Consider the following 13,980-nt stretch of genomic DNA (forward strand, 5'->3'; position numbering starts at 1 on the left):
ACCTTCAGTGGGCAGCCCACTGGACGGTCGACAGATCGATACCGGCGCTGTGCATGTCCCACAGCGGCGACAGTTCGCGCAGCTTGCGCACCGCGGTCGACACCTGCTCGATTGCCGAGTCCACCTCCTGCTGCGTGGTGAAGCGGCCGATCGAGAAGCGGATGGAGCTGTGCGCCAGTTCGTCGCTGCGGCCCATCGCGCGCAGCACGTAGGACGGTTCCAGGCTGGCCGAGGTACAGGCCGAACCGGACGACACCGCGATGTCCTTCATGCCCATCAGCAGCGATTCGCCTTCGACGAAGTTGAAGCTGATGTTCAGGTTGTGCGGTACGCGACGTTCCATGTCGCCATTGACGAACACCTGGTCGAGCGTGCTCAGCCCGTTCAGCAGGCGGTCGCGCAGCATGCGGATGCGTTCGTTCTCGGCGCCCATGTTCTCGCGCGTGAGCCAGTAGGCTTCGCCCATGCCGACGATCTGGTGTGTCGGCAGCGTGCCCGAGCGCATGCCCCGCTCGTGGCCGCCGCCGTGGATGATGGCGTCGATGCGCACGCGCGGCTTGCGGCACACGTAGAGCGCGCCGATGCCTTTCGGGCCGTAGGTCTTGTGCGCCGACAGCGACATCATGTCGACCGGCAGTTCGTCCAGGTCGAAGGCCACCTTGCCGGTGGCCTGCGCGCCATCGACGTGGAACAGCACGCCCTTCTCACGGCAGATCGCGCCCAGCGCGGCGATGTCCTGGATGACGCCGGTCTCGTTGTTCACGTACATGACCGAGGCGAGCACGGTGTCGGGCCGCAGCGCGGCGCGGAAGGCCTCGATGTCGAGCAGGCCGTTCTCCTGCACGTCGAGCAGTGTCACTTCGCAGCCGCTGCGTTCCAGTTCGCGCACCGTGTCGAGCACCGACTTGTGCTCGGTCTTCAGGGTCACCACGTGCCTGCCGCGGTCGGCGTGGAACTGCATCGCGCCCTTGATCGCCAGGTTGTTCGACTCGGTCGCGCCAGAGGTCCAGACGATTTCGCGCGGATCGGCACCGATCAGCGCGGCCACCTGTTCGCGCGCCAGTTCGACGGCTTCCTCCGCCGCCCAGCCATAGGCGTGCGAGCGGCTGGCCGGATTGCCGAAGTTGTCGAACAGCCAGGGCATCATCTTGCCCACCACACGCGGGTCGACCGGGGTGGTGGCGGCGTAGTCCAGATAGATCGGGCGATTCATGTCGGCTTCTCCTGCATGAGGGGGTTGCATCCCTCTCAGCAAGTTGCGGGCCGGTTTTGAAAATTGATCTGGATCAACCACTTGTGGATTTTCGACCGACGCATGTCCGGCTGTCGCGACAGCGCCTGTCGAGTTTGTCGCGTTGCCGACGCGGTCGCCGCGCACGCATGCATGCGCACGTGTACGCGCGGGGGCGGGTCGCGTGCGATCACAACAGCAGCGGCTCGCCGCGCCGGGCACTCACCACCCGTGACGACGTCATCTGGCACAGCGCATGCATTGAGGCCGGTCAGGAGGTCGCCATGAGCGAAGTGTTGATGACCCTGATCGGCCTGGTGCTGGTCAATAACGTGGTGCTGGTCCGCTTTCTCGGACTGTGCCCCTTCATGGGCGTGTCGAAGAAGATCGACAGCGCCTTCGGCATGGGTCTGGCCACCACCTTCGTGATGACGCTGTCGGCGATGGCCGCCTGGGCGCTCGAACACGCCTTGCTGCTGCCTTTCGGGCTCGGCTACCTGCGCATCCTCGCCTACATCGTGGTCATCGCCGCCGTCGTGCAGTTCGTCGAAATGGCCATGCACAAGACGCTGCCCGACCTGCACCGCGTGCTCGGCATCTATCTGCCGCTGATCACCACCAACTGTGCGGTGCTCGGCATTCCGCTGCTCAACGCGCAGGCCGGTCATGGCCTCGGCATGAGCGTGCTCGGCGGCTTCGGCTCGGGTGCCGGCTTCACGCTGGTGATGATCCTGTTCGCCGGCCTGCGCGAACGACTGGCGCTGATGCGCGTGCCGCAGACCTTCGCCGGACCGCCGGTCGCTTTCATCACGGCCAGCCTGCTGGCGCTGGCTTTCATGGGTTTCACCGGCCTGGTGCCGGCAGGCGGCGGCTGATGCGCCGCACCGAACGGGAGGTAGCGCGATGGAACAGATGATTACCGCGGTCATGAGTCTGACTGCGATCGGCTCCGGGCTCGGCATCGTGCTCGGTGTGGCGGCCCGGCGCTTTGCCGTCGAAGGCGACAGCCGGGTGAAGGAGGTCGAGGACATGCTGCCGGCCGCCAACTGCGGCCAGTGCGGCTTTCCGGGCTGCGCCGGTGCGGCCGAGGCCATCGTCGCCGGCACCGCGTCGCCGACCTGCTGCCCGCCGGGCGGCAAGGTGGTGGCGCTGGCCATCGCCGAGCACCTGGGCATCGCGCTCGACGCCGACGAGGTCGATGACGTGCCCTTGATCGCGGTGATCGAGGACGCGCTGTGCATAGGCTGTACCAAGTGCTACCGGCTGTGTCCGTCGGACGCCATCATCGGCGCGATGAAGCAGTTGCACGGCGTGTTCGAGGACGCCTGCACCGGTTGCAACCAGTGCGCCGAGAAGTGCCCGACCGGCGCCATCACGATGCAGCCGCTGCCGCTGACGGTGGGTACCTGGGTGATGCCGAAACCGGCGCTGGCGGCCTGAGCCATGGCACACATCGTCATTCCGCCGATACGCCGCCTGCTCCAGCGCTGGGGCGTGCATCCTGACAGCCATAAGTTTCCCGCGGCGACACTGGATATCGTCGACGCTGGACTGCCGCCGGCGCTGGTGATCCCGCTGTCGCAGCACTCCGGTGCACCGGCCCGGCCGGTGGTGAAGATCGGCGACACCGTGTTGCGCGGCCAGCTGATCGCAGAAGCCGGAGGGCGCATTTCGGCGCCGCTGCACGCACCGACCTCCGGCGTCATCACCGCCATCGGCGAAGCCTCGATGGCGCATCCGGCCGGTCTGGGGGGGCCGGCAATCACGCTGCATCCCGACGGGCTGGATCAATGGACGGAGCGGCACGCCGAGCCCTACCCGATCACGCTGGCGCCGGACGAGATAACGCGCCGCGTTGCCGCAGCGGGCATCGTCGGTCTCGGCGGCGCTAGCTTTCCGTCGGCGGTCAAGCTGGAGCTGGGACGGCGCAGCCAGATCGACACCGTCATCCTGAACGGCAGCGAATGCGAGCCCTATCTGTCCTGCGACGACCGGCTGATGCAGGAATGCGCGGCCGACATCATCGAGGGCGCACGCCTGATCATGCGATCGACCGGCGCACAGCGCGTGCTGGTGGGCATCGAGGACAACAAGCCGGAGGCGATTGCGGCGATGAAGGTGGCCGCCCACCCCTTCCCCGAGGTGTCGGTGGTGCGCATTCCCAGCCGCTACCCGATGGGCGCTGACCGCCAGCTTATCCAGACGCTGACCGGCATCGAGGCGCCGGCCGACGGTCGCGCCGCCGACGTCGGCATCGTCGTGCACAACGTGGGCACCGCCTACGCCGTGCAGCGCGCGCTGCGCTACGGCGAGCCACTGACCGAACGCGTGGTCACCGTGGCTGGCGGCGCGGTGACGGCGCCGCGCAATCTGCGTGTGCGTCTGGGTACGCCGCTGTCCTGGCTGTTCGAACGCTGCGGCGGTCTGCGTGGCGCGCCGGCGCGGGTGGTGGTCGGCGGTCCGATGATGGGCGTCGGCGTGCCGGACATCGACACGCCGGTGGTCAAGGGATCGAGCGGCGCGCTGGCGCTGACTGCCGCCGAGGTCGGCGAGCGCGAACCGAGCGCCTGCATACGCTGCGGCAGCTGCGTGAGTGCCTGTCCGGTCGGGCTGATGCCGCTGGACATGGCGGCGCTCATCCACGCCAACGAACTGGGCCGCGCCGAGGACATCGGCCTGGGCGACTGCCTCACCTGCGGTGCCTGCGGCTTCGTTTGCCCGTCGCGCATTCCGCTGGTGCAGTACTTCAACCACGGCAAGGGCGAGCTGTGGGCGCGTGAGCGCGAGGGCCGCAAGCTCGACCGGGTGCGTGAACTGACCGAGGCGCGCGCTGCCCGCGTCGAGCAGGAAGCGCGCGAGAAGGCCGAGGCACACGCCCGGCGCAAGGCCGAACGCACGGCGGCGGCGGCCGCCGCCGAAGCGGCCCGCAAGGAGACCACCGCATGAACACCCCCATACATGCGTCACCGCATGCGGTGGCTTCGCGCACCAGCGGCCAGATCATGGGCCTGGTCATGCTGGCGCTGCTGCCGGCCACGCTGGCCGGCTTCTGGCAGTTCGGCTGGCCGGCCTTCTGCCTGTGGGCCGTGACCGTGCTGTCCTGCGTGCTGTCGGAGGCGCTGTGCCTGCGCTGGGCCGGGCGGCGCGTCATGCCGGTGCTGTTCGACGGCTCGGCGGCACTGACCGGGTGGCTGCTGGCGTTGTCGATGCCGCCGTGGGCGCCCTGGTGGCTGGGCGCGTTGGGCGGCGTCATCGCCATCGTGATCGCCAAGCAGGTGTTCGGCGGTCTCGGCTGTAACGTGTTCAACCCGGCCATGGTCGGGCGCACCGTGCTGCTGGTGTCCTTCCCGGTGCTGATGACGCAGTGGGTCAATCCGCAGATGCTGAGCCAGGGTACAGATCTGATGCAGGCGGTGCACATCGGCCTGTCAGGTGGCGTGCCCGACGCCTACACCAGCGCTTCGCTGCTCGGCAACGTGAAGACGGAGCTGGGACGCGGCACGGTACTGGCCGAGGCGATGTCCGGCTTCGCCACCGCTCAGGGCGCGTCCGGCGAACGCGCCGGCAGCCTCGGCGAGACCGCGTCGCTGTGGGTGCTGCTGGGCGGACTGTTCCTGGTGGCCAAACGCGTGATCGGCCTGCGCATACCGCTCGGTTTCCTGGCCGGCCTGTGCCTGCCGGCGGCGATCGCACATGGCATTGCGCCCGACCACTATCTGCCGCCGCTGGCCCACCTGCTGTCGGGCGGCGCGATGCTCGGCGCCTTCTTCATCGCGACCGACTACGTCACCTCGCCCAGCGCACCGTTCGGGCAGTGGATATTCGCCCTCGGCGCCGGCCTGCTGACCTGGCTGATCCGCACCTGGGGCGGCTATCCCGAGGGCGTGGGTTTCGCCGTGCTGCTGATGAATGCGGTGACCCCGGTGTTCGACCTGTGGGCGCGGCCACGCATATTCGGCCGCAGCATCCGTGGCAAGTCGCTGCCGGCGCGACGCGTGCAGGAGCTTCCGCGATGAGCGAACGACGCCTACCCGATACCGTCTGGTTTCCCGGCCTGTCGCTCGGTGTGGTGATGCTGGTGACCACCGCGGTGCTCGCGTTCAGTCACAGCGCGACCGCCGAGCGCATCGAACAGGCGGCTGCCGACGACACCCGTCAGCAGCTGGAACAGATCCTGCCGGCCGGCTACGCGGACAACAATCTGCTGACCGATACGCAGCAGCTGGCCGGCCCCGACGGCGCTGCGCTGACCGTGCATCGGGCGCGCAAGGGCGGCGCGCTGCGGGCGGTGCTGTACGAAATGTCGGGCAACGGCTATGGCGGCCGCATCGTGCTGCTGATGGCGGTCGACGTCGACGGCCGCGTGGTCGGCGTGCGCGTGACCAAGCACACCGAGACGCCGGGTCTGGGCGACAAGATAGAAGTCGCACGCAACGACTGGATACGCTCCTTCGACGGCAAGTCGCTGCAGCAGCCGGAGCCGGCCCGCTGGGCGGTGAAGAAGGACGGTGGCGTGTTCGACCAGTTCGCCGGCGCGACCATCACGCCGCGTGCGGTGGTCGGTACGGTCAGGAAGGGACTTGAATTCTTCGCCGCACACCGGGCCGAGCTGATCGGCGACGCGGCGCCCGCCGGAGGAGGACAGTGATGAGCGACAGCCCGAACGTGAAGGCCGTCATGCGTGACGGCGTATGGGACAACAACGCGGTGCTCGGCCAGATGCTGGGCCTGTGCCCGACCATGGCGGTGACCAGCAGCGCGACCAACGGACTCGGCATGGGGCTGGCGACGACCGCCGTGCTGCTGATGTCGAACGTGCTCATCTCGTCGCTGCGGCACTGGGTCAGCGACGAGGTCCGCATCCCGGTGTTCATCGTGCTCATCGCCGGCATGGTGACGCTGGTCGATCTGTGTCTGAACGCCTGGTTCCACGACCTGTACAAGGTGCTCGGCATCTTCATCGCGCTCATCGTCGTGAACTGCGCGGTGCTCGGTCGGGCCGAGGCCTTTGCGTCGCGTCACGCGGTGGCGCTGTCGGCGTTCGACGGGCTGGCCACCGGGCTGGGCTTCACGCTGGCGCTGACGCTGATGGGCGCGGTGCGCGAGGTGACCGGTGCCGGCACGCTGTTCGCGGGCGCGTCGCTGCTGCTCGGTCCGCAGTTCGCCTTTCTCGAAACGAAGGTGGCGGACGCCGGGGCGCTGTTCATGATCCTGCCGCCCGGCGGCTTCCTCGTGCTGGGGCTGCTGATCGCCGCGCGGCGCCGTCTGCAGCACTGGTCGGAATCGCGGCAGCCGGCTGGCGTGCCGGCGCCGGCTGCGCAATGACGACTGGATGAGGGCGACGCGATGAAGATAGGCGTGGCGTGGGTCGGGCCGACCGACCGTGTGTGGATGCAGGTGGAGGTGCCGGACGGCTGCACGGTGTCCGAAGGCATCCTGCGCTCCGGAATACTCGAACGCTGTCCGGACATCGACATCGACAGGGCCAAGGTGGGCGTGTTCGGCAAGGTGGTGAAGAAGGACGCTGCGCTGCGACCGGGCGACCGCATCGAAATCTATCGCCCCATCATCTGCGACCCGGAAACGGTGCCGCGGCGCAACGGTGCCGATGACGACGATGACGAATGAAGCCGTGCGCGCACGCAGCCGCGTGCGTGATTACCACCGTCGCACCATCCACCGCTTTGCCGGCTACGCTGCCGGCCCGGAAACGCTGGACTGGGATGCGCAGCCATCACCGTTCCGCCACTACGAAGGCGCGCCGCGGGTGGCGTTGCCGCTGGCCACCGACGACGACAGTCCGGTCACCGCCCGCTTGCGTCTGGACTGGCGCATGCTCGACACCGGTCTGCCGCCCTTGCCCTGCACGTTGTCCGCACTGGGTGCGCTGCTGCATCTGGCTCTCGGCCTGACCGCCTGGAAGTCGACCGGGCCCGACCGCTGGGCGGTGCGCGCCAATCCGTCCAGCGGCAATCTGCACCCGGTCGAGGGCTGGCTGTTCGCAGTCGGCGTGCCGGGGCTGGAGGATGGCCTCTGGCACTACCTGCCCGAAGTGCACGCGCTGGAACTGCGCGCCGCCTTCGAGCCCGGTGGCGCGCCCGGCCTGCACCTCGCGCTCAGTTCGGTCATGTGGCGCGAGGCATGGAAGTACGGCGAACGCGCCTTCCGCTACTGCCAGCTCGACGTCGGCCACGCGACGGCCGCACTGCGCAACGCGGCGGCCGTGCTCGGCTGGTCGCTCGCCGTGCAGCCGGTACGCGTTGATCTGCTGGCGGCTGCATTGGGGCTGGATCGCCTGCCCGATTTCCCGGCGCGGCGTGACCAGGCCACCGAAGTGGAAGAGGCCGAACTGCTGTTCGGGGTCGGCATCGGCCATCTGCCCGGGCCGCTGCCGGTGCGCACGGTCGAGCGCTGGCACGGGCGCGCGAGCACGATAGACGCGCATCCGATGTACCGCTGGCCGGTGATCGACGACATCGCCGAGGCGACGCGCGATGCGCTGCCGCGCGGTGAGCTGCCGGCGCAGTCGCGCGCGGTGGCGGCGCCGTGCGGCCGCTCGGTCGGTCATGTGCTGCTCGGCCGGCGCAGTGCGCAGCGTTTCGACGGCCGACACATGATGACGCGCGACGAATTCGACGGCGTGCTGGAGCGTCTTCGGCCCTGCCGCGCCGCACCCTGGGACGCACTGCCCGACGAGCGCCGGATCGATCTGCTGCTGTTCGTGCACCGGGTCGCGGGGGTAGCGCCCGGCGTCTATCTGCTGCCGCGCGGTCCGGCGGACGGTGGCGTGCTGCCGCTGCTGGCGCCGCTGTATCCGCTGACGCCGGTCGACGGACTGCGCAGCGACCTGCGACTGCTCGCGACGATGGCGCCGGCCGCGCTGGCCCGGCTGGCGCGCAGCCTGCACTGCCATCAGGACATCGCATCGACCTCGTGTTTCGCGCTCGGCATGCTGTGCGAATTCGATGCCGCACTTGAAGCATCGCCGGCCGCCTACCGCGCGCTGCACCGTCAGGCCGGCCTGATCGGCCAGCAGCTCTATGCCGAAGCCGAAGCGCTGGGGCTGCGCGGCACCGGCATCGGTTGCTTCTTCGACGACGCGGTGCACGAGCTGCTCGGCCTCGAAGACGAGCGCTTCCGAACGATCTATCACTTCACGATGGGGCGTGCCATCGACGACGCTCGCATCGAAACCACGCCTGCCTACGCGGGCGCCGAACAGGAGCCGATGGCCGCATGAGGTCCGTCAGGACGTCGGCGCATCGGCCGGAGGGCTGAACAGTGAGCACGACCTACCGCCGCATTTCCGCCGCTCAGGCGGCCGACGTGATCGCCCGCCACCGCAGCGGCCGGCTGCCGGCGCTGGCGCTGTTCGATACGCGCGACCGCGCCAGTTTCGAGCGCAGCCACATCGACGGCGCACGCCACCTGAGCGACGCCGTGTTCGGCGATGTGCTGCAGACCGTGGCGCGGCCGACGCCGGTGCTCATCTACTGCTATCACGGCAACGCGAGCCAGAGCTGGGCCGAGCGCTTCAGCGATTTCCGCTACGCCGAGGTGTACAGCGTCGATGGTGGCCACGCGCCGCTGGCCAATGCGCTCGACCGGCTGGCGGTCGGCCGCGACGGCTGTGCGCTGCCGCCGGACGCATCGCCGGCGCTGCGCGCGCTGATCGAATCGAATGGCTTCGACCCGCGCAATCTCGATGGCGCGATCGCGCACGGACTGACGCCGCTGATGCGCGCCGCGCTCGACGGCGAGGCGGCACTGGTGGACGAACTGCTGGCGGCCGGCGCCGACGTCGGCTGCCGCAACGCCGACGGCAACAACGCGCTGTGGCTGGCCTGTGTCGGCGGCAACGTCGATGTCGTGCGCGCGCTGGCCGGCGCCGGCATAGACCTCGACAACCGCAACGACACCGGTGCCACCACGCTGATGTACTGCGCGTCGAGCGGCAGGCACGCGATGCTGGCCCTGTTGCTCGATCTGGGGGCGGACCCGCTGCTGCGCACCGACGACGACTATCTCGCCGCCGATCTTGCCTCGACCGTCGAATGCCTGCAGCTGCTGCGGCACACCGTCGCATGAGCACCCCGACCAAGGCAGCTCCCGGCGTCACCGCACGACGCCTGCGCGCGCCTTCATTCCAACCCAGCCGAAGCAAGGACTCCCGATGACTCCGGGCACGCTCCAGACGGTCGGCACTGCGCTGTTCGCGGTCGCCGTCGCACACACCTTCCTGACCCGGTATTTCGAGCACCTCGCACATCTGCAGCCCGGTCGCGCCGGCATCTGGCATCTGCTCGGCGAGGTCGAAGTGGTGTTCGGCTTCTGGGCCTTCGTGCTGCTGGCCTTCATGGCGCTCACCGGTGGTGCCGGCAGTGCGGCCGGCTATCTGGAAGCGCTGGACTACACCGAGCCGGCCTTCGTGTTCGTCATCATGGTGGTGGCGGCCAGCCGGCCGGTGCTCGAACTGTGCAAGGCGGGCGCTCGCATGCTGGCGCGCTACATCCCGGCGCCCGACAGCGTCGCCTTCCATTTCGTCTGCCTGTCCGTGCTTCCGCTGCTCGGCTCCTTCATCACCGAGCCGGCGGCGATGACGCTGGCGGCGCTGATGCTGCGCGACAACGTCTACAGCCGGAAGATTTCGCACCGCCTGAAGTACGTCACCCTGGGCGCGCTGTTCGTGAATGTGTCGATCGGCGGCACGCTCACGCATTTCGCCGCGCCGCCGGTGCTGATGGTGGCCGGCAAGTGGAACTGGGACATGTGGTACATGCTCGGCCACTTCGGCTGGAAGTCGGCGATCGCCGTGTTCGTCAACGCCGGCGTGGCAACGCTGCTGTTCGCGCGCGAGCTGAAGTCGCTGCATGTGGATACGCGCAACAGCGACCGCACCGTGCCGCGCTCACTGATGCTTCTGCACGTGTTGTTTCTCGCCGGCATCGTTTACTTCGCGCACCATCCGGTGGTGTTCGTCGGACTGTTCCTGCTCTTCCTCGGTGTGGCCGAGGCCTACCGGCACTACCACGACCGGCTGATGCTGCGCGAGGGTCTGATGGTGGGCTTCTTCCTCGCCGGCCTGGTCACGCTGGGGGCGCTGCAGCAGGGGTGGCTGCAGGCCGCGCTGACCGGCATGGACAGCACGGCGCTCTACTTCGGCGCCACCGCGCTGACCGCGATCACCGACAACGCCGCACTGACCTACCTCGGTTCGCTGGTCGAGGGCACGGACGAGGCCTTCAAGTACTCGCTGGTAGCCGGTGCCGTGACCGGCGGTGGGCTGACGGTGATCGCCAACGCGCCCAATCCGGCCGGTTTCGCGATCCTGCGCGGCCATTTCGACGACGAGGCGATCAATCCCCTGGGCCTGTTCGTGACCGCGCTGCCGCCGACCATCGTCGCCATCCTGGCTTTCCAGCTGCTCTGAGCGTGCCGGCTCAGGAGTCCGCCGCTTCGGTCTCGCCTTCGCTGCGCTGCAGCCGGTAACTGAGCTTGGGCCGCGACATGCCGAGCCGGCGCGCGGCGCGGGCGATATTGCCGCCCTCCTGATCGACGCAGGCCTTCATCAGCTGCTGTTCCAGCTCCTCCAGCGGAATGCCGCTGCGCAGGATCTGCTCCACCAGATGTTCGCGCACCGTGTCGCCGCAGCCTTCTTCCAGCTTGCCGCAGGCGGAAATGCCGGATTCGCGTGCCAGCACCGCTTCCAGAGACAGGAAGAGGTGGTGCGCCTCGATCCAGCCCTGCTGCGGCGCCAGCACCACGCCACGCTCGATCACGTTTTCCAGTTCGCGCACATTGCCCGGCCAGTGGTGGGCGTGCAGCGCCTGGAAGCCCTTGTCCGACACGCCCTGCACATGCTTGCCGTGGGCCCGGTTGAATTTCGCCACCAGCGTATCGACCAGCAGGCGCAGGTCGGCCAGCCGGTCGCGCAGCGGCGGGATGTGTATCGGATATACATGCACCCGGTAGTACAGGTCGGGCCGGAAGCGGCCTTCCTTCACCGCCTGCGCCAGATCGACGTTGGTGGCGGCCACCACGCGCACATTCACCTTGCGCGTGCGCTCGTCGCCGAGCCGCTCGATCTCGCCTTCCTGCAGCGCGCGCAGCAGCTTGGCCTGGGCGGCGAGCGGCATTTCGCCGATCTCGTCGAGGAACAGCGTGCCGCCTTCGGCGCGCTCGAACTTGCCGGCGCGTGAGGCGTGGGCGCCGGTGAAGGCGCCCTTCTCGACGCCGAACAGTTCGGATTCGATCAGGTCGTTCGGGATGGCGGCGCAATTGACCGCGACGAAGGGCGCGTCCTTGCGCGGACTCATCTGGTGCAGCACGCGGGCGAAGCGTTCCTTGCCGACGCCGGTCTCGCCCAGCAGCAGCACGGTCACCGTGGTGCCGGCGGCGCGCAGCATCAGTTCATAGGCGCGGCGGAAGCTGGCCGAACTGCCGATCAGGTCGGGCGGGGTCGGCGCATCGACCTTGTCGTCGCGCTGGGCGACACCGGCCCAGGCGGCCGGGGGCAGGTGGGCGATGCGGTTCTCCGGCTCGAAATAGCGGGCGTACTGTTCGCCGTCCTCCCATTCCTCGACCGGCTTGCCGACGATGCGGCAGTGGTTGGCGCCACAGCAGGCGCACTCGGTTTCCTTGTACAGCACCATGCGGCCCATGAAGGCCGAGGTGTAGCCCGAGGCGTAGCCGATCTGCATCCAGCACACCGGGTCGGCGGCCTGACCGAATTCGCGCAGATGGAATTCGGCTTCCCACGAGTGCTCCCACAGGAATTCGCCGTCGAACTCGCCGCTGCGCACATCGATATGGATGTGCACCGGCGTCACCTGCACGCTGCCTTCCAGCATGTGCAACTGCGGGCCGACGAAGAAGGATTCGATCGGGTTCTGGTCCGGCCGTATCGTGCGCGCCAGTTCGGCGTCGCGCATGCCGGATTCGTAGCCCATGCGGGTCAGGATGCGGCGCGCCGATTCCGGCCCGACCGACCTGATGAGCTGCGCGCGCAGCGCCGACATGGCGACGCAATGCATCAGCAGCATGCGGTTTTCCGCCAGCCAGATCAGTCCGTCGTCGGCCGAGAACCTGACCAGCCGACGCAGATCGCTGTTGTGCGGGTATTTGATCGTACCCATTGCCCGTGCCTCCTCCAGACCGGTGCCGGTCACGCCAGGCCGGCGTGCCGATGTTGCGCCGCAGCGCCTGTTCGACCTCCTGCGAGCCGGTCCGGCTTCTTCCGTGATGCCGGGTGACCCGAGTGGCCGGTCTTCTTCCGCCTGACGCGTTCATCAGTTGGTGAACACCTCTTCGGGTGCTTCATCAACTCATCAAGCAGTGGACGAGAGGACTGTACTCTCGCCCGCCCAAAACCGCCAAATATCGAGATTTTTGTTGATTATCGAGTATGGCACGCTTCTTGGATAGGAGAGGGTGCGGCTGACGGCTGCATCCGGTGTTTCGGCAAGGGCTCTCCTGCTTCCTGCCTTTCCGAACCGCTGGTGCGCCGCAGCACGCACCACACAACAAAGGAGGACGGAGAAATGCCGATGACGGGCGTGCTGCGCCCGGGTCATGTCGCGCTACGCGTGACGGACCTGGAAGCCGCGGTAAAGCATTACGGGCAGGTACTGGGCCTGATCGAGACCGGGCGGGATGCTCAGGGTCGGGTGTATTTCAAGGCCTGGGACGAACACGACCACCACAGCGTGGTGCTGCGCAAGGCGGATGCTCCGGGCATGGACTACATGGGTTTCCGCGTTGACAGCGAGGACACGCTGGACAGGCTGGCCGCCGAAGTCGAAGGCAGCCGTCTGGCGACCGACCTGCAATGGATACCGGCCGGCGAACATCTGCATACCGGCCGCCGCTTCCGCTTCACGGTGCCGACCGGGCACGCGATCGAACTGTTCGCGACCAAGGACAAGGTGGGCAACGGCCTGCCGGACGTGAACCCGGACCCGTGGCCGGACGGCCTGGTGGGCATGCAGCCGACCCGCTTCGACCATTGCCTGCTGTACGGCGACGACGTCGATGGCGTGGTGAAGCTGTTCACCGAGGTGCTGGGCTTCACCATCGCCGAACAGGTGATGGCCGGTGACGTGATGGTGGGCGTGTTCCTGACCTGTTCAACGAAACCGCACGACATCGCCTTCATCCGCAACCCGGAGAAGGGTCGCTTCCACCACTGCTCCTTCATTCTCGACACCTGGAACGACGTGCTGCGCGCGGCGGACCTGATCTCGAAGCACGACGTGTCGCTGGACATCGGGCCGACGCGGCACGGCATCACGCGCGGCGCGACCATCTATTTCTTCGACCCGTCGGGCAACCGCAACGAAGTGTTCGCTGGCGGCTACATCTATTACCCGGACAAGCCGGTCATCACGTGGATGGTGGAAGACCTCGGGCGGGCGATCTTCTATCACGACCGCAAGCTGAACGAGGCCTTCCTCAACGTGCACACCTGAGGTGAGCGTCATGGCGTCGGCATTCGATCCCTTCCGCAAGTTCGTGCGTGTCACTGGCGAGCGTGACGACGGCTTCGTCGAGTTCGATTTCGCACTCGGCGAGCCGGAGTTGTTCGCCGAAATGATGCTCACGCGCGCCGCTTTCGACGAATTCTGCGCGGCGCAGGACGTGGTCGTGCTCGATGGCGCCGGCGGTCAGCCCGGCAGCGATGCCGGTCCGCACTCGCCGCTGTCGGCACGACTCGACGATGTACTGAACAGCGACTCGCGGTGAGCGCGGGT

General features: G+C 68.1%; 14 protein-coding genes. 12 read left to right on the forward strand and 2 right to left on the reverse strand.

The window, feature by feature from the left end; all coding sequences use genetic code 11:
• Positions 1-4: 4 nt before the first annotated feature.
• Positions 5-1,213, reverse strand: coding sequence for an IscS subfamily cysteine desulfurase (locus tag WJU27_RS19045; protein ID WP_341423104.1), 1,209 nt, complete (start codon positions 1,211-1,213; stop codon positions 5-7).
• A 302-nt stretch (positions 1,214-1,515) separates the two neighbouring features.
• Here WJU27_RS19045 and rsxA point away from each other — a divergent pair, with 302 nt between their 5' ends.
• The 10 genes from rsxA (at position 1,516) to WJU27_RS19095 (ending at position 10,661) form a co-directional block, all read left to right on the forward strand.
• On the forward strand, positions 1,516-2,106 hold the full coding sequence (gene rsxA / locus WJU27_RS19050) for an electron transport complex subunit RsxA (protein ID WP_019916661.1): 591 nt from the start codon (positions 1,516-1,518) through the stop codon (positions 2,104-2,106).
• A 28-nt stretch (positions 2,107-2,134) separates the two neighbouring features.
• The gene (locus WJU27_RS19055; protein ID WP_304003420.1) at positions 2,135-2,671 is read left to right on the forward strand and encodes an RnfABCDGE type electron transport complex subunit B; all 537 of its coding nucleotides are present in this window, start codon (positions 2,135-2,137) and stop codon (positions 2,669-2,671) included.
• A gap of 3 nt (positions 2,672-2,674) precedes the next feature.
• The gene (rsxC, locus tag WJU27_RS19060) at positions 2,675-4,177 is read left to right on the forward strand and encodes an electron transport complex subunit RsxC (RefSeq protein ID WP_341423105.1); all 1,503 of its coding nucleotides are present in this window, start codon (positions 2,675-2,677) and stop codon (positions 4,175-4,177) included.
• Entirely contained in the window at positions 4,174-5,247 is a 1,074-nt protein-coding gene (locus tag WJU27_RS19065; RefSeq protein WP_341423106.1) for an RnfABCDGE type electron transport complex subunit D, read from the forward strand. Before rsxC ends, WJU27_RS19065 begins: the two co-directional genes overlap by 4 nt.
• A complete protein-coding gene (gene rsxG / locus WJU27_RS19070; protein WP_341423107.1) occupies positions 5,244-5,879 on the forward strand; it encodes an electron transport complex subunit RsxG in 636 nt (211 codons plus the stop codon). The genes WJU27_RS19065 and rsxG overlap by 4 nt, the downstream gene beginning before the upstream one ends.
• The gene (locus WJU27_RS19075) at positions 5,879-6,556 is read left to right on the forward strand and encodes an electron transport complex subunit E (RefSeq protein WP_020165951.1); all 678 of its coding nucleotides are present in this window, start codon (positions 5,879-5,881) and stop codon (positions 6,554-6,556) included. Before rsxG ends, WJU27_RS19075 begins: the two co-directional genes overlap by 1 nt.
• 21 nt (positions 6,557-6,577) lie before the next feature.
• Positions 6,578-6,859, forward strand: coding sequence for an RnfH family protein (locus WJU27_RS19080; RefSeq protein WP_020165950.1), 282 nt, complete (start codon positions 6,578-6,580; stop codon positions 6,857-6,859).
• Positions 6,849-8,471, forward strand: a complete 1,623-nt coding sequence (locus WJU27_RS19085) for a nitroreductase family protein (RefSeq protein ID WP_341423108.1) — start codon at positions 6,849-6,851, stop codon at positions 8,469-8,471. Before WJU27_RS19080 ends, WJU27_RS19085 begins: the two co-directional genes overlap by 11 nt.
• A gap of 41 nt (positions 8,472-8,512) precedes the next feature.
• Entirely contained in the window at positions 8,513-9,319 is an 807-nt protein-coding gene (locus WJU27_RS19090) for an ankyrin repeat domain-containing protein (protein WP_341423109.1), read from the forward strand.
• An 85-nt stretch (positions 9,320-9,404) separates the two neighbouring features.
• Positions 9,405-10,661 carry a putative Na+/H+ antiporter gene (locus tag WJU27_RS19095; RefSeq protein ID WP_341423110.1) on the forward strand — a complete coding sequence of 419 codons (1,257 nt, stop codon included), beginning with the start codon at positions 9,405-9,407 and terminating at the stop codon, positions 10,659-10,661.
• 10 nt (positions 10,662-10,671) lie between these two features.
• Here the strand turns inward: WJU27_RS19095 and WJU27_RS19100 are convergent, their stop codons facing one another.
• Positions 10,672-12,366: a sigma-54-dependent Fis family transcriptional regulator gene (locus WJU27_RS19100; RefSeq protein WP_020165946.1), complete on the reverse strand. Its 1,695-nt coding sequence runs from the start codon at positions 12,364-12,366 to the stop codon at positions 10,672-10,674.
• 405 nt (positions 12,367-12,771) lie between these two features.
• Here WJU27_RS19100 and WJU27_RS19105 point away from each other — a divergent pair, with 405 nt between their 5' ends.
• Positions 12,772-13,698 (forward strand): catechol 2,3-dioxygenase, encoded by a 927-nt coding sequence (locus tag WJU27_RS19105; protein WP_020165945.1) that lies wholly within the window; start codon positions 12,772-12,774, stop codon positions 13,696-13,698.
• A gap of 10 nt (positions 13,699-13,708) precedes the next feature.
• Positions 13,709-13,972 carry a phenol hydroxylase subunit gene (locus WJU27_RS19110; protein WP_020165944.1) on the forward strand — a complete coding sequence of 88 codons (264 nt, stop codon included), beginning with the start codon at positions 13,709-13,711 and terminating at the stop codon, positions 13,970-13,972.
• The last annotated feature ends 8 nt before the right edge of the window (positions 13,973-13,980 follow it).

It is taken from the genome of Methyloversatilis sp. NSM2, assembly GCF_038066675.1.
Lineage (GTDB): Bacteria > Pseudomonadota > Gammaproteobacteria > Burkholderiales > Rhodocyclaceae > Methyloversatilis > Methyloversatilis discipulorum_A.